General features: G+C 42.4%; 18 protein-coding genes, 1 tRNA gene and 1 pseudogene. 7 read left to right on the top strand and 13 right to left on the bottom strand.

Annotated elements, in window-relative coordinates; all coding sequences use genetic code 11:
• Nucleotides 1–81 precede the first annotated feature (81 nt).
• The 10 genes and pseudogenes from xerA to WHS63_RS06100 form a co-directional block, all read right to left on the bottom strand.
• A pseudogene (gene xerA / locus WHS63_RS06055) lies at nt 82–1,166 on the bottom strand (site-specific tyrosine recombinase/integron integrase).
• Nucleotides 1,167–2,665: 1,499 nt separating this feature from the next.
• The gene (gene tsf / locus WHS63_RS06060; RefSeq protein ID WP_445204331.1) at nt 2,666–3,493 is read right to left on the bottom strand and encodes a translation elongation factor Ts; all 828 of its coding nucleotides are present in this window, start codon (nt 3,491–3,493) and stop codon (nt 2,666–2,668) included.
• Nucleotides 3,494–3,522: 29 nt separating this feature from the next.
• Nucleotides 3,523–4,392: a 30S ribosomal protein S2 gene (gene rpsB, locus WHS63_RS06065; protein WP_369488652.1), complete on the bottom strand. Its 870-nt coding sequence runs from the start codon at nt 4,390–4,392 to the stop codon at nt 3,523–3,525.
• Between the two features lie 119 nt (nt 4,393–4,511).
• Nucleotides 4,512–4,898 (bottom strand): 30S ribosomal protein S9, encoded by a 387-nt coding sequence (gene rpsI / locus WHS63_RS06070; RefSeq protein ID WP_369488650.1) that lies wholly within the window; start codon nt 4,896–4,898, stop codon nt 4,512–4,514.
• Nucleotides 4,899–4,906: 8 nt separating this feature from the next.
• Nucleotides 4,907–5,362, bottom strand: a complete 456-nt coding sequence (gene rplM / locus WHS63_RS06075) for a 50S ribosomal protein L13 (RefSeq protein ID WP_445199546.1) — start codon at nt 5,360–5,362, stop codon at nt 4,907–4,909.
• A gap of 1,681 nt (nt 5,363–7,043) precedes the next feature.
• Entirely contained in the window at nt 7,044–7,595 is a 552-nt protein-coding gene (gene def, locus WHS63_RS06080) for a peptide deformylase (protein ID WP_445204332.1), read from the bottom strand.
• Between the two features lie 25 nt (nt 7,596–7,620).
• A complete protein-coding gene (gene ruvX, locus WHS63_RS06085) occupies nt 7,621–8,040 on the bottom strand; it encodes a Holliday junction resolvase RuvX (protein WP_369488644.1) in 420 nt (139 codons plus the stop codon).
• A 9-nt stretch (nt 8,041–8,049) separates the two neighbouring features.
• On the bottom strand, nt 8,050–8,802 hold the full coding sequence (locus WHS63_RS06090) for a LytR/AlgR family response regulator transcription factor (protein WP_445204333.1): 753 nt from the start codon (nt 8,800–8,802) through the stop codon (nt 8,050–8,052).
• A gap of 119 nt (nt 8,803–8,921) precedes the next feature.
• On the bottom strand, nt 8,922–10,271 hold the full coding sequence (locus tag WHS63_RS06095) for a 1-acyl-sn-glycerol-3-phosphate acyltransferase (protein ID WP_445204334.1): 1,350 nt from the start codon (nt 10,269–10,271) through the stop codon (nt 8,922–8,924).
• Between the two features lie 30 nt (nt 10,272–10,301).
• Nucleotides 10,302–11,678, bottom strand: a complete 1,377-nt coding sequence (locus WHS63_RS06100; protein ID WP_445204335.1) for a bile acid:sodium symporter family protein — start codon at nt 11,676–11,678, stop codon at nt 10,302–10,304.
• A gap of 188 nt (nt 11,679–11,866) precedes the next feature.
• On the opposite strand from WHS63_RS06100, the gene WHS63_RS06105 reads away from it, so the two are divergent.
• Nucleotides 11,867–12,394: a 30S ribosomal protein S16 gene (locus WHS63_RS06105; RefSeq protein WP_369488637.1), complete on the top strand. Its 528-nt coding sequence runs from the start codon at nt 11,867–11,869 to the stop codon at nt 12,392–12,394.
• Between the two features lie 5 nt (nt 12,395–12,399).
• Nucleotides 12,400–12,921 (top strand): ribosome maturation factor RimM, encoded by a 522-nt coding sequence (gene rimM / locus WHS63_RS06110; protein ID WP_445204336.1) that lies wholly within the window; start codon nt 12,400–12,402, stop codon nt 12,919–12,921.
• Here the strand turns inward: rimM and WHS63_RS06115 are convergent.
• The gene (locus WHS63_RS06115) at nt 12,916–13,356 is read right to left on the bottom strand and encodes an acyl-CoA thioesterase (protein ID WP_445204337.1); all 441 of its coding nucleotides are present in this window, start codon (nt 13,354–13,356) and stop codon (nt 12,916–12,918) included. The two genes, rimM and WHS63_RS06115, sit on opposite strands and share 6 nt — an antisense overlap.
• Nucleotides 13,331–15,235: a polysaccharide biosynthesis protein gene (locus WHS63_RS06120; RefSeq protein ID WP_445204338.1), complete on the bottom strand. Its 1,905-nt coding sequence runs from the start codon at nt 15,233–15,235 to the stop codon at nt 13,331–13,333. The genes WHS63_RS06115 and WHS63_RS06120 overlap by 26 nt, the downstream gene beginning before the upstream one ends.
• Before the next feature lie 193 nt (nt 15,236–15,428).
• On the opposite strand from WHS63_RS06120, the gene lptB reads away from it, so the two are divergent.
• From lptB to WHS63_RS06145, 5 genes are all read left to right on the top strand, one after another.
• Nucleotides 15,429–16,154 (top strand): LPS export ABC transporter ATP-binding protein, encoded by a 726-nt coding sequence (gene lptB / locus WHS63_RS06125; protein WP_445200027.1) that lies wholly within the window; start codon nt 15,429–15,431, stop codon nt 16,152–16,154.
• A 65-nt stretch (nt 16,155–16,219) separates the two neighbouring features.
• Nucleotides 16,220–16,301, top strand: a tRNA-Leu gene (locus WHS63_RS06130).
• Between the two features lie 78 nt (nt 16,302–16,379).
• Nucleotides 16,380–17,360, top strand: coding sequence for a nucleoside recognition domain-containing protein (locus WHS63_RS06135; protein WP_445204339.1), 981 nt, complete (start codon nt 16,380–16,382; stop codon nt 17,358–17,360).
• 62 nt (nt 17,361–17,422) lie between these two features.
• The gene (locus WHS63_RS06140; RefSeq protein ID WP_445204340.1) at nt 17,423–18,217 is read left to right on the top strand and encodes a thymidylate synthase; all 795 of its coding nucleotides are present in this window, start codon (nt 17,423–17,425) and stop codon (nt 18,215–18,217) included.
• 15 nt (nt 18,218–18,232) lie between these two features.
• Entirely contained in the window at nt 18,233–18,718 is a 486-nt protein-coding gene (locus WHS63_RS06145) for a dihydrofolate reductase (protein ID WP_445204341.1), read from the top strand.
• Here the strand turns inward: WHS63_RS06145 and clpX are convergent.
• Nucleotides 18,715–19,938 carry an ATP-dependent Clp protease ATP-binding subunit ClpX gene (gene clpX / locus WHS63_RS06150; protein WP_445204342.1) on the bottom strand — a complete coding sequence of 408 codons (1,224 nt, stop codon included), beginning with the start codon at nt 19,936–19,938 and terminating at the stop codon, nt 18,715–18,717. The two genes, WHS63_RS06145 and clpX, sit on opposite strands and share 4 nt — an antisense overlap.
• Nucleotides 19,939–20,055 lie beyond the last annotated feature (117 nt).

Below are 20,055 nucleotides of genomic sequence, written 5' to 3' on the forward strand. Positions count from 1 at the left end.
CGCAAAAACAAACTTACAACTTGGGGTGAATCCTTCGGGAAATAGCCCCTATTTTTTTTAGTCGTTCAGTAGTGATTTTTTTTACAAAAAATCAAATGGCGATTTAATTTTTTGCAAACTTTTTTGAGAAACATGAGTATAAATTTCAGTTGTTTTACTGCTCTTATGTCCAAGTAATTCCTGAATGTAACGCAGGTCAGTTCCTGATTCTAATGTGTGGCATATGAATGTCTTAACCAATGAAGGCTTACAGGTTTTTTTATTCCCGCCTTTTTTATTGCTGATTTTAAAACTTCTTGTAAACTCGTTTCAGAATATTTTTCACCATTTTTCTGCCCCTCAAACAACCATACTTTTGGCCTATACATTTTATAGTATTCTCTGAGCATCTCAATGGTTTTGTCTGAAATAGGTACTTGTCTGTCTTTATAGCCCTTCGCGTTTCGAATAATGAGCATATGGCGTTTTGAGTCAACGTCTCCAATTTTTAGGTTCAATAGTTCGCTTCGACGAAGTCCGCAAGCGTATATCAGGCTTAGCATGGTGCGATGCTTTACGTTGGTTGGGGCATGGAGTATGGCTTTGACCTCTTCCTTGCTTAAAACATTTGGCAGCTTATGCTCCCGACGGGGGCGTTGCAACTTCTCAACCTCTATTTTGCTTTTGCGTATTTCCCGGAAGTAAAGTTTTAGTGCATTAACTATTTGGTTTTGATACGAAAAGCTATACTTGCGCTTTAGTATATATTGGTTTACAAATAATACCACATCGTCGTTGGACAATTCAGAAACCGGTTTATGGTCAAAATAGCTGAGAAAAACAACCAACGCATCTGTATAGGTTTTGATTGTATTGGGGCTATAACGTCTAAATTTTAGCCATTTTTCAAACCTTTCTTTTTCCTGCTGAGTATCTATCTGGTATTTATCTTCGTTTGATGTATGAGGTAGATTCTTTATATCCAACCAAGCTATGCTTTTAAATGCTTCAAATGCTTTGTTTAAATTGAACTGAGAAATGGGCAGATACCAACATTTTTTTGTGGCACTCCAATGTGCATTGAGCTTAGTTTTAAGTATCTCTATTAGTTGTATGTCCTTTTCACATATAAAGCATATAACTTCTTCGTCGCGGTGTCTATCAACTTTTATAGTTACGTTTTTCATGTTCAATGGGTGAATATTGGGGCCTTACCTAAACTTTACTGAACAGGTGATTGTTTTAAGTTCTTCTTTTTCAATTTGTCACATAATTCTTTTAGTAAAGTTAAAAAAAATTATTTATTCAAGTCACATCAATTGATATAATCAATTGACGTATCTGTGTTTACGTCAGTGAATTGGGTTAGTAGTTAGATTTCAATGATGTTTAGTTAAGGTTATTTGTCATGTTGCGCGCAAGCTAAACATTACGCTGTCGTGCTGAGTCCCGATTTATAGGGATAGACTTCGCCGAAGCATCTCATTGCTCTTTTCTCTTCAATCCTTTGAAGAGATCCCTCGACTTTGTTAAGGATGACAAAAACCCTATCTTCCTTTCTGCTCCCTTGTCATACTGAACTAGCCGAAGCATCTCTTTACCTTTAATCCTTGTTGCTTATTTTGTAAACCGCTCTTTGCCATGCTCTTCAGTTGCGATGCAATTTTTCCACCTTGCTCTTTGGCATATACATTACATGCATCGCAACACACGAGGGAGAAGCCATTGGGTTACAAATATTTCGCCCCTACGGGGCTGGAAGCGTTGCTCGTTGTTCTTGAAACTATTGTCATGTTGAGCGCAAGCGAAACATCTCAATGGGTCGATTAGAGATCCTTCGCTACGCTCAGGATGACAAATGAAGTTATTCGTGTAAGTTGCTTGTTGTTCGTGGGAAACGACCTCAACCCAGCCTTTTCCTTGAGAGGGAATGGAGCGTAAGAAGCAAGCAGAGGCATAAAAGCCTGACCCGTTAATGGGTCGGGGGGTGGAACGTGGCGGTGGGTCTAGTTAGCGATACCATATGAGCCACGCTGCAGGCGTGGCGAATAGTATCGCGTGGCAGTTCCACCCGCGGGGTACCCATCGGGTCGGGCTTTTCAGCCTTGATTTTCTTTGGTTCTTTCTTGTATCAAGACAAGAAAGAACATGAAAACGGCTCTTTGTATTGATTTTTATGTTGCGATGCAAAGCTTCACCTTTGCTCTTTGGAAAATGTATTGAGTGCATCGCTATGCATGTGGGAATAACCATGGTGTTACAAATTTTACGCCCCGACGGGGCTTGAGACGTTGTTCGTTAATCGTTGTTCGTGAATATCACGTCACATACCCTGTGTAACACAGTGTAGCATTGTGTAACTCTGTGATACTTGCTGTTGCTCGGTTCATGAGTGGGTTGTCATGCTGAGCCCAGGCGAGGCATCTCTTTCTCCTGTTATCCTTTTATGAGATCCCTCGACTACGCTCGGGATGACAACATCATTGGCTCCCTAACTCCCTTTGTCATGTTGAGCGCAATCGAAACATCTCATGGGTAGATTAGAGATCCTTCGCTCCCCGCTAGGGCGGGACAGGCCGCGCGAGATGATAGGCATGTATATTTTTGTTAACTAAACGACATTGAGTAGATATAATAAAAAAGGAGAGCAGGGTTGCTCTCCTTTCAATGTAATATGCTGTAAGGATTATAGGTTGAGCGATACGCGTTTGAATGCGGTTACCTTAACGTCCTTATCGACGCTTTGCAGGTACTGGCGTATGGTTAACTTGCTATCCTTAACAAATTCCTGGTTGAGCAGGGTGCTCTCCTTGTAAAATTTCTGTAGCTTGCCTTCGGCAATCTTATCGAGCATGTTCTCGGGTTTGCCCTCAAGGCGTGCCTGCTCGCGGCCAATTTCAAACTCCTTCTGGCGTATATCTTCGGGAACATCGTCTTTGTCAATAGCCACAGGGCTCATGGCGGCAACCTGCATGGCAACATCCTTAGCGGCCTGGATATCGATTGCTTTGCTGAAGCCTACCAAAGTAGCCAGCTTGTTGCCCATGTGGATGTATGAAACCACCATGGGTGCTTCAACCTGCTCATAGTACGATAGTTCAACCTTTTCGCCGGTAATACCGGAGAACTCGGCAACAAAATCGGCTACCTTGCGGCCATCGAGGCTCGATTCCTTGAGCGCGTCGAGGTTGGCAGGTGCTGTATTCAGGGCATGGTCAAGTATTTTATTGGCTACGCCAAGGAAATCGGCATTCTTAGCAACAAAGTCGGTTTCGCAGTTAAGAACAATCATGGCACCGCGGGTACCGGCCTGGTTAACCTTTGAAAGGGCAGCGCCTTCGCCGGCTTCACGGTCGGCACGTTTGTTGGCAATGGCCTTACCGCGTTCGCGGATAAGTTCAATGGCGCGTTCCATATCGCCGTTAGCTTCAACCAGAGCATTCTTGCAGTCCATCATGCCTGCTCCGGTAAGTTTACGAAGTTTTGCTACATCAGCAGCTGTAATTTCAGCCATGGTATTTAGTTTTTTTAGGGTCTAAGTTGTTATTCTTCGTCAATCTCATCGTCAACGATAGTGGCAGTGGGTTTTTCAACCTCTTCAACCTCGTCGGCTTCATCCTCATCTTCGGGCTCTTCAACTACATCGGCAGCCTTTTTTGCCTTGCGAGCGCGGGTTTTTACGCCCTCCTCTTTTTCGGCAGCGGCAGGTTCCTTATCCTTTTCAGCCTTACGTTCCTCTAGCCCTTCCTGAATGGCTTTAGCCATGATGTCAACAATCAGGGCGATAGATTTGGATGCATCGTCGTTAGCGGGTATCACAAAATCGATTGGAGTAGGATCACAGCAGGTATCAACCATTGCGATAACCGGAATGTTAAGCCTGTTAGCTTCACGAACGGCGATGTATTCCTTTTGAACGTCAACCACAAAAAGGGCTGCTGGTAAGCGGTTGAGGTTGGCAATTGAACCAAGGTTCTTTTCCAGCTTGGCGCGTTGGCGTTGAATTTGGAGCTTTTCACGCTTTGAAAGGGTGTCGAAAGTGCCGTCGGTCATCATCTTATCGATGCTGTTCATCTTTTTAACGGCTTTGCGGATGGTGGGAAAGTTGGTGAGCATACCACCAGGCCAACGCTCAGTAACGTAAGGCATGTTAATAGCCTTGATACGTTCGGCAACAATGTCCTTTGCCTGTTTTTTGGTGGCAACAAAAAGGATCTTACGACCCGATTTGGCGATTTGCTTTACTGCAGCGGCAGCTTCATCGATTTTTACTACTGTTTTGTGCAGGTCGATAATGTGGATACCGTTTTTCTCCATAAAGATGTAAGGAGCCATTTTTGCGTTCCACTTGCGCTTTAAGTGACCAAAGTGCACACCTGCTTCGAGCAGTTCCTGAAAATTTGTTCTTGACATTTTTTGTTTGTTTAGATTTTTTGGCAATCGCTCAGTAGTCCCTTTCGGGAGTCTGGGCAATTTATTACTAAACTGCCTGCCAAATGGTTAATAAATAGTTTGTTAAACAATTGATAGCATTAACGTTTGCTGAACTGGAATCTCTTTCTGGCTTTTGGCCTACCGGGTTTCTTACGTTCAACCTCACGAGGATCGCGGGTTAAGAAACCGTTGGCGCGCATAACAGCCCTGTTTGCCTCGTTGTACTCAACAAGTGCGCGGGCAATACCAAGCCTAAGAGCCTCAGCCTGACCGGTTATACCACCACCATCGAGGGTTGCCTTAATGTCAAAACCTTCGGTGGCGTTAAGTACCATTAGAGGCTGCTTTACCACGTAGTGGAGCAGCTCTGAGCTGAAATACTCCTTGAGGTCGCGGCCATTTATGGTGATGTTGCCTTTACCTTCGCGAAGGTAAACACGGGCAACAGCCGATTTTCTTCTACCTAATCCGTTATAAACCTGCATAAGTTAACTTATTTAATGTTGCTTAATTCAATTTTCTTTGGTTGTTGTGCCTCGTGCGGATGCTCGGAACCAGCATAAACGTAAAGGTTGCGGAACATCTCGGCGCCAAGCCTGTTCTTAGGCAGCATGCCCTTTACAGCGTGCTCAATAACCCAAATGGGCTTGCGATGAAGCATTTCCTTAGGGGTTGAGAAACGCTGACCACCAGGGTATCCGGTGTGGCGTACATACTCCTTATCGGTTAACTTACGACCGGTTAAACGAACCTTGTCGGCATTGATGATAATTACATTATCACCACAATCAACGTGTGGGGTGTAGCTGGGTTTGTGTTTCCCCCTTAGGATTTTTGCCACTTGGCTCGATAGGCGACCTAGCACCTGGTCAGTAGCATCAATCACAACCCACTCCTTTTTAACGGTGGCATCGTTTGCCATTACCGTTTTGTAACTTTGCGTATTCACTGCAATCTCCTAATTTTTAGGTTAATACCAACTTTTTTGTGATCCTTTAATTTGATAATAAGCGGGACGCAAAAATACAACTAATTATTTAATTAGCAAGGGATAGCTTAAAGAAAAATTTTTGATTGAACTGAAGCTGAAGTGGTTAGTTTTAGTGTTTAGGGTATAGTAGGTTTATTATTGTCTAGTCCTAAAGTAAGGCTCCACTTAAGTATGAGGGAGCCCTTCATTGATAACTCAGGAATTAATACTGTTTAATTTAGGATATTTTTAATGTTTTGTCTCGTTTGTTCGGGATGGATTCCGACGAAACATCTATCTGTCATGCTGAGCTAGCCGAAGCATCTCTTTGAACCTTTATTCCCTTTTTTAAATGAGATTCCTCGACTAGCTCGGAACGACAATACTTTTGACATCCACGTCCCCTTTGTCATGCTGAGCTCTTCGAAGCATCTCTTTTACTTTCATTACCTTTATACCTTTTGATTGGTTTTTTGGCAATTGCTCTTGGCCATACTTTTCTGTTGCGATGCAACGTTTCAGTGATGCTCTTTGGAATGTAAATGCGTGCATCGCTCTATATATGTGAGTAGCCATTGGGTTACAAATGTTTAGCCCCTACGGGGCAGGAGAGATTGTTCGTTGCTCGTGAATTGAGATGGAACACAGATGACGCAGATTTGACGGATTTACAATATGAAACACAGTTTAGACTCTGTGTAATTTCGAGTTACAATGTGATACTTGCTGTTGATTAGTTCATGAGACGATTGTCATGCTGAGTCCCGATTTATCGGGATAGACTTTGTCGAAGCATCTCTTAACCTTTAATTCTTGATGTTTTTTCGGCAATTGCTCTTAGCCATGCTTTTCTTTTGCGATGCAACGTTTCAGAGTCGATCTTTGGAATGCCATAGCGTGCATCGCAATTAATGCGGGAGTGGCCATGGAGTTACAAATGGTTAGCCCCTACGGGGCTGGAAACGTTGTTCGTTGCTCGTGAATCGTTGTTCGTGAATGCCATTCAGTGTAACACCGTGTTACACTGTGTAACTCTGTGACACTTGTTGTTGCTCAGTTCATGAGACGATTGACATGCTGAGCTAGCCGAAGCATCTCTTTTGATTGGTTTTTTGGCAATTGCTCTTGGCCATACTTTTCTGTTGCGATGCAACGTTTCAGTGATGCTCTTTGGAATGTAAATGCGTGCATCGCTGAACATATGGGAGTAGCCATTGGGTTACAAATGTTTAGTCCCTACGGGGCTGGAGAGGTTGTTCGTTGCTCGTGAATCGTTGTTCGTGAATGCCATTCAGTGTAACACCGTGTTACACTGTGTAACTCTGTGATAACAATTTAGTTGATGGTTGTTGGCTTAAGAAACCACCTTCAGTCATGAATCTGAAATCTGAAATTTTAAATTTTTATCCTTTATCCTTTATCCTTTATCCTTTATCCTTTATCCTTAAACATCACCCCCACTGTACACTGCACACGGAACACGGTACACTAAATATGCGATTCCTCGGCAAAGTTTATCCCAATATATCGGGGAACAGGTTAACAAAAGAGCGTTTCTTTTGTTAGCTGAACAAAATTTGAATTTTCAAACTCTCAAAGGGATACGATAAGAGTTTTAGCTGCAAAGAAGTATTTAGCAGAATAAAAACCCAGGTACCATTTAACCAATTCGGCACTTGTAGCTTGCGCTATACTTGCCCTTGGCTATGGCATTGAGCTTTGAGCGGAGCAGCTGCTTGCGGATGGGCGATACACGGTCGGTAAAGAGTATACCATCCAGGTGGTCGTACTCATGCTGGATGATGCGGGCAGCCATGCCCTCATACACTTCCTCGTGCTCCACAAACTTCTCGTCGTGGTAACGAATGCGAATTTTCGACTCCCGTTCAACATCCTCATGTAAGCCAGGCAGGCTTAAGCAACCTTCGTTATAAATTACTTTCTCGCCAAACCGTTCAGTAATCTGGGCGTTTATAAAGACCTTGCGGAAATCCTTAAGGGTTGGGTCATCGTCGGCAAGGGGAGTGCCATCAACAACAAAAAGCCTAATGGAAAGGCCAATTTGGGGGGCAGCCAAACCAATACCATCGGATTGCTCCATGGTTTCGAACATGTCAGCTATAAGTGCATCGAGTTTGGGGTAATCGGGTGTTATATTCTGAGCCACCTTGCGCAATACTGGCGATCCGTAAACGTAAACTGTTCGTATCATCTGTCCTAATTAACGCGTAAAATTACTACTTATATTTTAATCCCTCCATGTAGCTTTGCAGGATAATGGCAGCGCTGATTTTATCTACATTGCTCTTTTCCCGCCTGTCCTTCTTTTTCATGCCACCATCAATCATGGCCTGCAAGGCCATTTTGGAGGTAAACCTTTCGTCCACAAGTTCAATGGGCATTTCGGGGAACCTCTTTTTGATGGCGTTAATAACGGGCTTTATGTAGTTAACAGCTTCGGAAGGGGTATTGTTCATTTGGCGGGGATTGCCCACTACCAGTATGTCGATGTTTTCCTTCAGAAAAAGTTCAGTAAGATAATCGATTACCTTATGGGTGGGTATGGTTTCCAGCGGCGATGCAATAATTCGCAACGGATCGGTCATGGCTATGCCCGTTCGCTTACGACCGATATCAAGTGCAACAATTCTACCCAAAACAGCAGCTTATTTTGAAATATTCTCGAGCTGATGATTCAATCGTTCCAGATACTCGCCCCTTACGGTAATTAGCTCGTGGTTTTTCAGCTCTATATTACTTTCTGGCTTATTTGAAATCTTGCGGATCATTCCAAGGTTAATGAGGCAGTTTGGGTTGATGAAGCTAAAATTACGTTCCTCAAGCAAAGTGCAAATGTCGCCAAAAGGGTTGTTGGCCAGAAAATGGGTGCCATTTACCAGCTTGATTTGGGTTCCGTTAGGAACACTCTCAACAAAAACAATTTCGCCAACATCAAGGCACTCGTACTTGTCATTTGTTGAAACCACCAACTTTTGGGGAATAATCTCCTTGATATTCTCAAAGAGGGCGAAATACTTGTTACGGCCATCAAAGTTTGAGTAACGCCGACGGATAACCTTTTCCAACGCTTCGTGGAGTTCATCAACCTCAATTGGCTTTAGTAAAAAAACGATAGCGCTATACTTAAAGGCCTTGATGGCGTAGTTATTGTATGCGGTTATAAAGATAACATCAAAGTTCCGGTGAGGACAACCCTCAAGGAAATCGAAGCCGCTACCTCCCGGCATTTCGATGTCGAGGAAAACGATATCGGGATCATATTTGGTTACCTTATCGATACCTTCACTGGCAGAATGAGCAACCCCAATAATCTCAATATGCTGCTCAAAATGTCCTAGGAGCAGCTCAAGCGTACGTAACGAGGCAATCTCATCGTCAACAATTAGGGCCTTAAGCATCGGGTTAATATTTCATCGTGCAAAAATAAGAATAGTTACATTCATTTTCAAATGTAATGGTATTACAGCAAAACCTGACGTTGAATGGGTATAATGATTACAGAACAAGATATTCCGAATTAAAATATCGACTTAATATCATTCATTAACCTGTTGAAATGGTTATTGATGAGTTCAAACTCATTTCTATTCCTCATCGCAAAAATCAAAATACTGGTTAATCCTCTAATCTTATAGAACAACTTACGCCAGTAGTAAAGAATAACTGCTGTGGGAGGTAGTAAAACAAGGTAAAGCAATGCCATTGCTAAGCTTTTTAGAATCAGTCCAACAATTACTGTTTGGATTAGGTATGCAAGTGGCAATAACAGCAAGCCCGCAGCATGGCGAACTGAGCTATGGAACTGAACGTCCTCAAATTTCTTACTTAACTGGTAGGGAATAATTATAGGTATGATATGGTTGATGAAACCAAAAATGGCCAAAGGCGACAATACGATAAAAAGCGGAACCATCCAAAGCAGGTTAAAAGCTTTACTTACCTTTAGCGGCAATGCTTGGAGTTTAATCCGGTTGGCTGAAATTCGATCCCTCAGCTCATGGGTTAGCTGAATAATCCCATCGAAGGTACTCCTGTCCGATTCCTTTAGGCTGTCGAGTTTGGAAATCAACCTTTTGCTTATTTCAAATGCCTGGTTTAGAGTATTGGGTAGTTTGTTCTCCTTGATAAATCTTTTTGGGAAAAGCTGGGTTAGGAAAAGGTACTCATAATAGTTCTGTTCATCTTCAATATGAATCATTTCCGCTTTAATGCGTTCTGATAGTTCATCAATCAGGGCGTTATAGGCAAGTGCTTTGTTTTGCCTGTAAAGGTCAAGGTATTTCTTAACAGGGAAAGGTTCACCAATCCGAATGAGCAATTTGCTCCTATACCTAACATAGTTTGAGTAGTCCAGCCCAACAGGGACAATATGAATGTTAAGTGAGCCATCGGAAGCATCCTCGGTTTGAAGGGCAATGCGGGCAATACCCTTCTTTAGTGGTCGTAGCATTTTGAAACCAGCATGGTTACCCTCGGGGAGAATTACAAGACCATTTCCTTTACGGATTATATCCATGGTTTTTAGGAAAATACTATCGTTAAGTGAGAGGTTCTCAAAACCATCGCGAATGCGGTAAACGGGCATGATTTTTAGAAAGGTAAGTATTTTTGATACCAGCGGTTTCTTAAAAATATCGGCACGGGCAAGGAAAATGGGCTGCCAGCTATGTTTAAGGGTTAGCATGGCAAGCGCATCAATTAGCGCATTTTGGTGGTTGGGGGCAAAAATAAAGGTAGTATTAGGCGGAAGCTTTTCCATGCCAACAATCTCGGTTTTAAAGTAAAGCTTAAACAAAAAGTTTTGGTAAAACCTTAAAAGCCAGTATGCTTTTGACCATTCCTCAATTCGTTCACGATTGGTGGGCATAGTTATGTTGGATTAAAAACAAAAATACATTTAGAGGGGTTTTCTTGACCAGTAATAGGCAATCCCAAGTCCCGATACTATGTGCCATATACCCCAAAAGGCAGCGATAAAGGCCATTCCGCCAAGTCCATCGAATAGGTTGGGGTTAAAGATTAGCACAAGTCCAAGACCTGAATTCTGAATACCGGTTTCAATTGCTATAGTTCTTCGGTCTTGCTTGCTAAGCTTAAAAATGCTTGGGATAGTATAACCTACTAGTAACCCCAATCCATTGTGTACAAGAACAATTAGCGCAATTAGATGGATATATTTCAGGAAGTACCCAAAGTTAGCAGCCAGCGCGGCAACAACAAAACCCAAAAATGCCACAATGGAAAAAATCTTAAAAGGTTTTGAAATGCGCTCCGCAGTATTTGGGAAGAACCGGGCAAAGGCGATACCAAGAATAACCGGTATTCCAAGCAGTATCAGAACGGTTCTAATCATTTCCCAAGCATCAATCTCAATGGGTATTACCAGGTTTGAGGCCGCTGAGTAAAGTTTTCCCCAAAAGGCAAAGTTGAAGGGTGTCATAAATATTGCCGCAAGGGTGGCAATGGCCGTCAAAGTAATTGACAGTGCCACGTTTCCCTTTGCCAACGATGAAATGAAGTTAGATATATTTCCTCCCGGGCAAGCTGCAACAAGTATCATACCCATTGCAACGCTTGGTGTTGGTTGAATTATTAATACTAGTAGAAATGTAAACAAAGGTAAAGCAAGGAACTGTGAAAGGAAACCGAGAATAACAGGTTTAGGACTAACCAGCAACAGCTTAAAATGCTCAATCTTGATTTGAAGGGCGATGCCAAACATTATTAAAGCCAGGGTGATGTTCATAAAAAGCAAACCACCCTTTGTAAAGTTGAGCCATATCCAATCAAGTGTCTCAAGTGTGGCTTTTAGGTGAACCTCAGTTTTAATAACTTTTCCGTTGGCCATTTCAATACGATGCCTGTTGGTGTAGTACCAATCCTCTCCTTTTACTATACTATCGGGCTCACCTGCGCGCTCCAGCGCTTCAGAAATATTCATTCCAATCCTGAGCGATGATATGGGAGTTTCCTTTTTCTGTTCGGCTTTAAGTTGCCTTTTCAGCTTAATTTTTAGTTTTTTATGCGGTTCAGCTAGCCGAATATCCCTTATAACGCTGTCAATAAAAACGGCCTGATTCCCTTGGTAGAAATACCTGAAAACCACCTGTATTTCGGTTGGTGTGCCAAGTGTTTTGGTAATAAAAGCTGAATCGCTACCTTGTGGGATGGTTTTTATCTTTTTGGCAATGGTTTCAGCGTTTGCAAACGATGATAGCAGTATTACCAATAAGAAAACTAACAGCTTTAGCGTAATGGTTGATATTCTTTTCATGCTTGGTAGGTTTAGTGTTTTTTAACAAACCCGTACCCTGCAAAGGTTAATATTTTTTTTCAAATAGCAATTGTCAAAAATTTATATCAAAATAAGAATAAAGCAATTTTCTGAGTTCCAAATCGTAAAAAAAAGTATATCTTTGCGCCGCTAAAGTAAAATAGTAGGTTTAACTAAAAGCGTAAAGTATGCCTGTAAAAATCAGACTAAGCCGCCAGGGAAGGAAGAAAAGACCTTTCTACCACATTGTGGTGGCGGATAGCAGGGCGCCACGAGATGGCAGATTCATTGAGAGGATTGGTTCATACAATCCCCTTACAAATCCTGCTACTATTGAATTAAATTTTGATAGGGCATTGGACTGGCTGCAAAAAGGCGCTCAACCTACTGACACCTGTAGGGCTATCCTATCGTACAAAGGTGTAATGCTAAAGAAACACCTTCTTGAGGGTGTTAAAAAGGGTGCTCTTACCCCCGAGCAAGCTGAGGCTAAATTCCAGGATTGGGTAAGCCAAAAGGAAGCTAAGATTAAGGCTAAGATTGATTCATTGGCCAAGGGCGAAGCCGAGGAGATGAAGAAACGCATGGAAGCCGAATCGAAGGTTCGTGATGCTCGCGCTCAGGAAATAGCCAAGAAGCGCGCCGAAATGGCTGCCAAAGAAGCCGATTCTCAAGCAGAGTCAACTTCGGAGGAAACCGAAAACGCTGAGGCTTAAGGTGCATGGGGGATGCCGGTTTCGTTGAGATTGGATATATCCAAAGAACACATGGCATTAACGGTGAACTGGCGGTGAGTTTAAACTCATCGGTTGAGTTCAACCCCGAAGAATTGGAATCGGTATTTCTTGAAATTGAAGGAATACCGGTTCCTTTTTTTATTACCCGTATTCGTTTCCAAAACCCTGAAAAAGCAATTGTAAAGTTCGATGATGTGGACTCTATTGACCAAGCGCAGGAACTTTACGGTATTAAAATGTTAATCCCTTCCACCAGTATAGAGCTGGAGGACGAAGTTTACCTTTCCGATTTAGTTGGATACAAAGTGCTGAATACCGATAAATCGGAGGTTGGAGTAATAGTCGATTACACAGAGTACTCAATGAATGCAACATTTGAGCTGGTTACTCCTGATGGTAAACATGTACTGATCCCAGCAGCTGACGAACTGATTGTGGAGGTTGATACTTCGGCTAAGCTGCTTGAAATGGAACTTCCTGAAGGGTTGATTGATTTAAACCTATAGCTGTAAATCTTTCTCAAAGTTTAATATTAACTCTCTCCAACGGTGCGGGATGGGAATGGATTTGCCGGCCGCGTTGCTGAAACAAACCATTACAGCTTTGCTAACTGCGGCCACTTCACCGGTAGTGTTGTTAAAAATCTCCTGCCGCATTTTTAGGCTTTTGTTGCCAATTTCATAAACCTTACTTAATACCTCAATATTATCCCACATGCGTATGGGAATAAGGTAATCGATGGTGATACTCGCTAGTACCAGCCCCTCTATCTCCCAGTTCATTTTTTCCTGTAGAACCTCAGTAAAATATTTCAACCTGCCCAGGTCAAAGTACTGCTGGTAAACCGAGTTGGTTACGTGTGAAAGCTGATCGATATCGTTAAACCTGATTTGGATGGGTGTACGGTGGAAAAATTTATGCAGTTTTGGATTGCTGCTCATTTCTGTACTTTTTTTGCTGGTCGATATCTTCGTAAACCGAGTTACGGCTGATAAATTCGGGGACAATATCCTTCATTATACTTACTATCCTAAAATTATTGTGGCTTGGAAGAGTGTTTACTAATTCCATTATTTTGGGCATCACCTCTTCCTGCTTATACTCGTTAACTTTAGCAATCATAATCTTAGGATGGTAGGTAGGGATGGTGTTTTCCTTGTTGTTAAGTAGTTCCTCATATAGTTTTTCCCCGGGTCTAAGTCCGGTAAAGCTGATTTGAATATCCTTACCATAAGTAAGTCCTGAGAGCTTAATCATCTTCTTGGCCAGATCGAGAATCTTTACTGGCTTGCCCATGTCGAAAATGAATATTTCGCCGCCTTGCCCCATTGCCCCCGCTTCAAGAACAAGCTGACAAGCCTCTGGGATGGTCATGAAGTACCTGATAATGTCCGGGTGTGTAATGGTAATTGGCCCCCCATTCTCAATTTGCTTCTTGAAGCGTGGAATGACCGATCCGTTTGAACCCAAAACATTTCCAAAACGGGTAGTAATAAACTTTGTTTGGGAAGTATAGTTCAGCGTTTGGGTGTAGATCTCGGCTATACGTTTGCTTGCACCCATCACATTGGTAGGGTTTACCGCTTTATCGGTGGAAATCATTACAAATTTCTCAACGTGAAATTTAACGGCGATATCGGCAACTAGTTTTGTTCCCAAAACGTTGTTAAACACTGCTTCGGTAGGGTTATTCTCCATCATGGGAACATGCTTGTAGGCAGCAGCATGGAAAACCACTTGTGGCTTAAATGCCTCAAACAGCCTGTTCACCCTGTACTCGTTTGTAACACTTCCAATAACAGTTTCAAAGTCGAAAAACTGAAAAGTTTCCTTCAGCTCAAGTTCCAATTCGTATAGGGGTGTTTCGGCCACATCGAAAAGAATGATCTTGTTGGGACGAAACTTGGTGATTTGCCGTACCATCTCGCTACCAATTGATCCGGCAGCACCTGTTACCAAGACCACTTTACCCTTAATGTAGTCCTGTATTCGCTTTTTGTCAAGGACAATGGGTGGCCTTTCAAGTAAATCCTCAATTTTAATATTTTTAATCTGCTTTACATTGAGCTCCCCGTTAATCCATGCATTTGCATCGGGGATGGTTTGAACGCTAACGTTTAGGTTTAAACACTTTTCAATAATCTTGTTTTTTCGGTTTGGATCAAGATTTTTGGTTGCAAGAATAACCTTGGTAACGTCGTGCTTCTGGATTAGGTACTCAATTTTGCCGATATTGTATATCTCAATGTTTTCTATCTTATTCCCTTCCTGCTTGTTGTATGGGTCAATAAACCCAACTATTTGAATACCTGAAAGGCTTTCCCTGTCGATAGCGCGCTTAACAGCCGCAGCAAATTGTTCAACCCCAACTATTAGTATCTTTTCACTATTTAGGTCAGAGTTTCTGATGGTATAGTAAAGTGTTTTGTAGAAAAGTCTTGACCCAACCATTAGTATTATGGTCAAAAAGTAATCAATCAGTAAAATGGAGTTTGGAATGATAAAACGGCTGCTAATAAAAAAGTTGATGAAGTTGATGACAAAAAGTACGAAAGTACTTACGCTTGTTACAACAAAAATTCTTTCGGCATCCTTGGTACTAGTGTAGCGAATAAGGCCTGCAAAGGTACGGAACGATAAAAAGTGAACCGCTCTGATAAAAAGAACTAAAGGGATAACCGATTTTAGCAGTATTCTGTATTCCTCTGAAATAGAAAACTCAAACCTGACAAAAAACGAAAAGGTTATGGAAAATAAGCATATAACCAAATCGATTAAAAACACTATCCACCGGGGTGTATGTTTTGGAGGGTTTATCATTTTTGAGAATTTCTTATGCAAAGTTACGTAAAAATTTCTAATCGCATTTTTACAATTTTTATGCCATAGTTGAAAGTTAGAACCGGATTTTGGAAGAGTATATGGATACCGTACGATTTAAAAAAGATTAAGGTATACTTTGAGTAAAATAAAATAGTTACTTTTACGCACAAATTGAATAGCTAACTGTACTATGCGGCTCTATACTGATACACTGGTTAAGCGATACAAGACTCGTACTGTTGTTAAAGGTGCAAGCGTTGAGGTAAGTCAAGGGGAGATTGTAGGGTTGCTTGGCCCTAATGGGGCAGGTAAAACCACAACTTTCTATATGATTGTTGGTCTCATTAAGCCAAACTCCGGCAGGATTTTCCTTGATGATGTTGAGATAACCGACGAACCGGTGTTCCGTCGCGCACAACGCGGTATTGGCTATCTTGCACAGGAAGCTTCTGTTTTTAGGCAGCTAAGCGTTGAGGATAACATTAAGGCCGTACTGGAGATGACTAACTTCAGTAAGGAATACCAGCACGAGAAGTTGGAGTCGTTGCTCAATGAGTTTGGCCTACAAAAAATTCGGAAAAGTTTAGGTATACAGCTTTCAGGTGGTGAGCGACGTAGAACCGAAATAGCCCGTGCGCTTGCCCTTGACCCCAAGTTCATCCTGCTCGATGAGCCCTTTGCCGGGGTTGATCCCATTGCCGTGGAGGATATTCAGAACATTGTTGCCCACCTCAAGGATAGGAATATCGGCATTCTTATCACTGACCATAATGTCCATGAAACACTATCCATTACCGATAGGGCTTACCTACTTTACGATGGCGAAATACTTAAAGCTGGTACTGCCGAAGAACTTGCCGATGATGAACAGGTTCGTAAGCTATACCTGGGGCAAAACTTTGAGCTTAGGAAATAATTATCCAAAATAATTTAAGGTTATTGGTATTTTAAAAATACTTTATAACTTTGCACCGAAATTTTGCGGATATGGCGTAATTGGTAGCCGCGCTAGACTTAGGATCTAGTGCCGAAAGGCGTGGGGGTTCGAGTCCCTCTATCCGCACTAAGCCCGGGATAACCGGGCTTATTCTTTTTTAAACCTTTGCATAGGTTCTGCATCATAGCAACAATAGTTATTGATATGCGAAGCATACTTTTGGCCATTGCAGCTATCTTAAGGTTTTTAATTGGTTCTTTTTCCGAAAGAATTTTGGGATGTCTCAAGAGAGCTTTCCCAAAAGCACTAAAAACTTCGTTTTGGATACTTAAGATTACATTGCCCGTATCGTTACTGGTAAGTGTTTTGAGTTACTTTGGATTGCTAAATGCAATTAGCGTTTTTTTAACCCCGGCATTCAAGTTGATTGGTTTACGGGGCGAGGCGGCCATAGCCTTTGTAACTGGGGTTTTCCTGAATATCTACTCAGTAATAGCAGTATTATCGCAGTTAACCTTAACACTACGTGAGGTTACCATTATTGCCGTTATGAGCCTCATAGCTCACAATCTAATTGTTGAAACCACTGTGCAGTCGAAAACCGGCTCAAAAGCATGGCATATGGTTGCTTTACGATTAGGTATGGCTTTTTTAGCTGCCCTTATGCTAAACCTTACTCTTCCACCTTTAGATCAGGTTTTTGGACACCCTGCCAATCATGACCAAACTTTAAGTCTATTTGCTCACCTGCAGGGATGGCTGTTCTCTGCATTTAGAATGATTTTTAAGATTATCGTTCTAATTTTCCTGTTAATGGTATTGCAGGAGGTGCTCAGGGAATTCAATCTCATAAAGGTTTTAACTGCTCCAATGTCGCCCATAATAAAATTACTTGGCCTGCCTCAATCAACATCGTTCCTGTGGATTATTGCAAACACATTAGGGCTTGCCTACGGTTCAGCTGTTATGCTCGATGAGGTTAGCCAGGGAAGAATTAGAAAGCCTGAAGCCGATTTGCTTAACTACCACATTGCCATTTCGCACTCAAACCTGGAGGATTTACTCCTGTTTGCAGCCATTGGTGTTTCAATTCCATGGATGCTAGGCATTAGACTGATAATTGCTGCCCTGGCAGTGTGGGCTCGTAGGTGGTATCTATCTGCAAAAGGAGAAGTTTTCATTTGATATCAACAGTTCACGCTCGCTTCGTTTTTCTTTTATATTTTTGAGCAGAAAAATGTTTGGTCATGGTTCAATACCTTAATCTGCTCGATCACATCCTTAAGCATGGTGTACGTAAAGACGATCGAACTGGAACAGGAACCATTAGTGTTTTTGGTTACCAGATGCGATTCGATTTGCAGGAGGGCTTTCCGTTGCTTACCACCAAAAAGCTTCACCTGAAATCGATAATCCATGAGCTTTTATGGTTCCTCAAAGGGGAAACCAACATCCGGTACCTGAACGAGAATGGAGTAACCATATGGGATGAGTGGGCCGATGCCAACGGCGAGTTGGGCCCGGTTTATGGCTACCAGTGGCGAAGCTGGCCAACAGCCGATGGAAGGCATATTGACCAGATAAGTAGGGTGGTTGATTCCCTCAAAAATAACCCCGATTCACGGCGCCATATCGTATCGGCATGGAATGTAGGTGAAATTGAGAATATGGCCTTACCGCCCTGTCATGTTCTATTCCAGTTCTATGTTGCCAACGGCAAACTTTCGTGTCAGCTTTACCAGCGCAGCGCCGATGTGTTCCTTGGCGTTCCTTTTAATATAGCTTCCTATGCCCTGCTAACCATGATGATGGCCCAGATTTGCGGGTATGAACCAGGTGAGTTTGTTCACACCCTTGGCGATACTCATATCTACCTTAACCATATTGAACAGGTTAAGCTACAGCTGACCCGTGAACCCCGAAAGTTACCACGTATGGTAATAAACCCTGAGGTTAAATCGATTTTTGATTTTAAGTATACTGATTTCAAGCTGGAGGATTATAATCCGCACCCACATATAAAGGGCGATATTGCTGTGTAGCTCATGGATAAACCTATGGAGATATCAATTATAGTTGCAATTGCTGAGAACGGCGTTATTGGCGGAGGGAATGAGTTGCTCTGGCATATCCCCGATGACTTGAAACGATTTAAAAGGATCACATCGGGTCACAGTGTGATTATGGGGCGAAAGACCTATGAGAGTATAGGTAAACCGCTACCCAACCGAAGGAATATAGTGATTTCCAGAAACCCCAGTTTTGCTGTTGCTGGAGCAGAGGTGGCCAGCTCTATTGCCAATGCTTTGGAAATGACAAAATCCGAAAACGAAGTTTTTATAATTGGGGGAGGTGAGATTTATCGTCAGGCCTTGCCTATGGCAACTAAGCTATACATTACCCGGGTGCACGATAAATACGAGGGCGATACATTCTTCCCCGATATCGACATTAATGAATGGCAACTGGTTAACTCCGAAAAAGGAAACCCGACCACGGGGCCGGGCTACACCTTTGAGGAGTATGTTAGGATTAAGCATTAAGCTGCTTTTAACCTTTTAAGGTTGGATTTTTCCAACTTATTCTGGGCGTATTCTAGGGTAACAACCATCTCCTTTTGTTCGCTGGTTGGGAGTTCAAACATCGCATCTATCATAATAGCTTCGCAAATTGACCGTAGGCCACGGGCGCCCAGCTTAAACTCAACAGCCTTATCCACAATGTAATCGAGAACTTCGTCGTCGAACTTAAGGTGAATGCCATCGTAATCAAAAAGTTTGATATACTGTTTGATAATGGCGTTCTTTGGTTCGGTAAGAATGTCGCGCAAAGCCTTGCGATCGAGGGGGTTTAGGTATGTGATTACGGGTAAACGTCCTATTATTTCGGGTATTAGGCCAAAGGCTCTTAGGTCTTGCGGGGCAATGTATTGAAGGAGGTTATCCTTATCAATAACCTCGCGGGTTTTGCTTGCACCATATCCAACAACCGTGGTGTTCAGCCTTTGGGCTATCTTTTTCTGTATGCCCTCAAATGCACCACCGCAGATGAATAGGATATTCTTAGTATCAACGGCAATCATCTTCTGCTCAGGATGCTTTCGTCCGCCTTGGGGGGGGACATTTACAATTGAGCCTTCAAGCAGTTTAAGTAGAGCTTGCTGAACACCCTCGCCTGAAACATCGCGGGTTATTGAGGGATTATCGCCCTTACGGGCAATCTTATCAATCTCGTCAATAAACACAATTCCCTTTTCGGCTGCCTCAACGTTATAATCAGCTACCTGTAAAAGCCTTGTAAGGATGCTTTCCACATCCTCGCCTACATAGCCGGCTTCGGTAAGCACGGTTGCATCAACAATGGTAAAGGGGACATGGAGCATTCGGGCAATGGTTCGGGCTAAAAGGGTTTTCCCTGTTCCGGTTTCGCCAACCAGAAGAATGTTTGATTTCTCAATCTCTACATCATCGCCCCCGTCGGCCTGGAGGAGCCTCTTGTAATGATTGTAAACGGCTACCGATAGAAATTTTTTTGCCTCATCCTGTCCAATTACATACTGGTCAAGAAATTTCTTTATTTCAAGAGGTTTGAGTAACTTATTTTTCTGAAGCTTAAACTCGCCTTTCTTTTTAAGCTCTTCCTTAACTATAAGGTGTGCTTGTTCAGAGCATAGGTCGCAAATAAACCCATCGAGCCCTGCAATTAGCAGGTTAACCTCCCTACGCGGACGACCACAAAACGAACACTTGTCGGTATTCTTCATTTTACCATTAAATTTGCTGCAAAGTTAATCAATAATAACCGAATTGGGTTATCTATTTTTAAAAGAACAAAGTTGTATCCCTAAATGTTATGTTAACTGGGCATAAATAATTTGTAT

This window comes from Tenuifilum sp. (assembly GCF_037481895.1).
Classification (GTDB): Bacteria; Bacteroidota; Bacteroidia; order Bacteroidales; family Tenuifilaceae; genus Tenuifilum; species Tenuifilum osseticum.

Coding starts and splice junctions, on each gene's coding strand:
- tsf (WP_445204331.1), bottom strand. CDS start 3,493: ATGGCTGAAATTACAGCTGCTGATGTAGCAAAACTTCGTAAACTTACC.
- rimM (WP_445204336.1), top strand. CDS start 12,400: ATGGGGGATGCCGGTTTCGTTGAGATTGGATATATCCAAAGAACACAT.
- WHS63_RS06095 (WP_445204334.1), bottom strand. CDS start 10,271: ATGCCCACCAATCGTGAACGAATTGAGGAATGGTCAAAAGCATACTGG.
- rpsB (WP_369488652.1), bottom strand. CDS start 4,392: ATGTCAAGAACAAATTTTCAGGAACTGCTCGAAGCAGGTGTGCACTTT.
- WHS63_RS06120 (WP_445204338.1), bottom strand. CDS start 15,235: ATGATAAACCCTCCAAAACATACACCCCGGTGGATAGTGTTTTTAATC.
- rpsI (WP_369488650.1), bottom strand. CDS start 4,898: ATGCAGGTTTATAACGGATTAGGTAGAAGAAAATCGGCTGTTGCCCGT.
- def (WP_445204332.1), bottom strand. CDS start 7,595: ATGATACGAACAGTTTACGTTTACGGATCGCCAGTATTGCGCAAGGTG.
- lptB (WP_445200027.1), top strand. CDS start 15,429: ATGCGGCTCTATACTGATACACTGGTTAAGCGATACAAGACTCGTACT.
- WHS63_RS06105 (WP_369488637.1), top strand. CDS start 11,867: ATGCCTGTAAAAATCAGACTAAGCCGCCAGGGAAGGAAGAAAAGACCT.
- WHS63_RS06145 (WP_445204341.1), top strand. CDS start 18,233: ATGGAGATATCAATTATAGTTGCAATTGCTGAGAACGGCGTTATTGGC.
- WHS63_RS06090 (WP_445204333.1), bottom strand. CDS start 8,802: ATGCTTAAGGCCCTAATTGTTGACGATGAGATTGCCTCGTTACGTACG.
- clpX (WP_445204342.1), bottom strand. CDS start 19,938: ATGAAGAATACCGACAAGTGTTCGTTTTGTGGTCGTCCGCGTAGGGAG.
- WHS63_RS06135 (WP_445204339.1), top strand. CDS start 16,380: ATGCGAAGCATACTTTTGGCCATTGCAGCTATCTTAAGGTTTTTAATT.
- WHS63_RS06115 (WP_445204337.1), bottom strand. CDS start 13,356: ATGAGCAGCAATCCAAAACTGCATAAATTTTTCCACCGTACACCCATC.
- WHS63_RS06100 (WP_445204335.1), bottom strand. CDS start 11,678: ATGAAAAGAATATCAACCATTACGCTAAAGCTGTTAGTTTTCTTATTG.
- WHS63_RS06140 (WP_445204340.1), top strand. CDS start 17,423: ATGGTTCAATACCTTAATCTGCTCGATCACATCCTTAAGCATGGTGTA.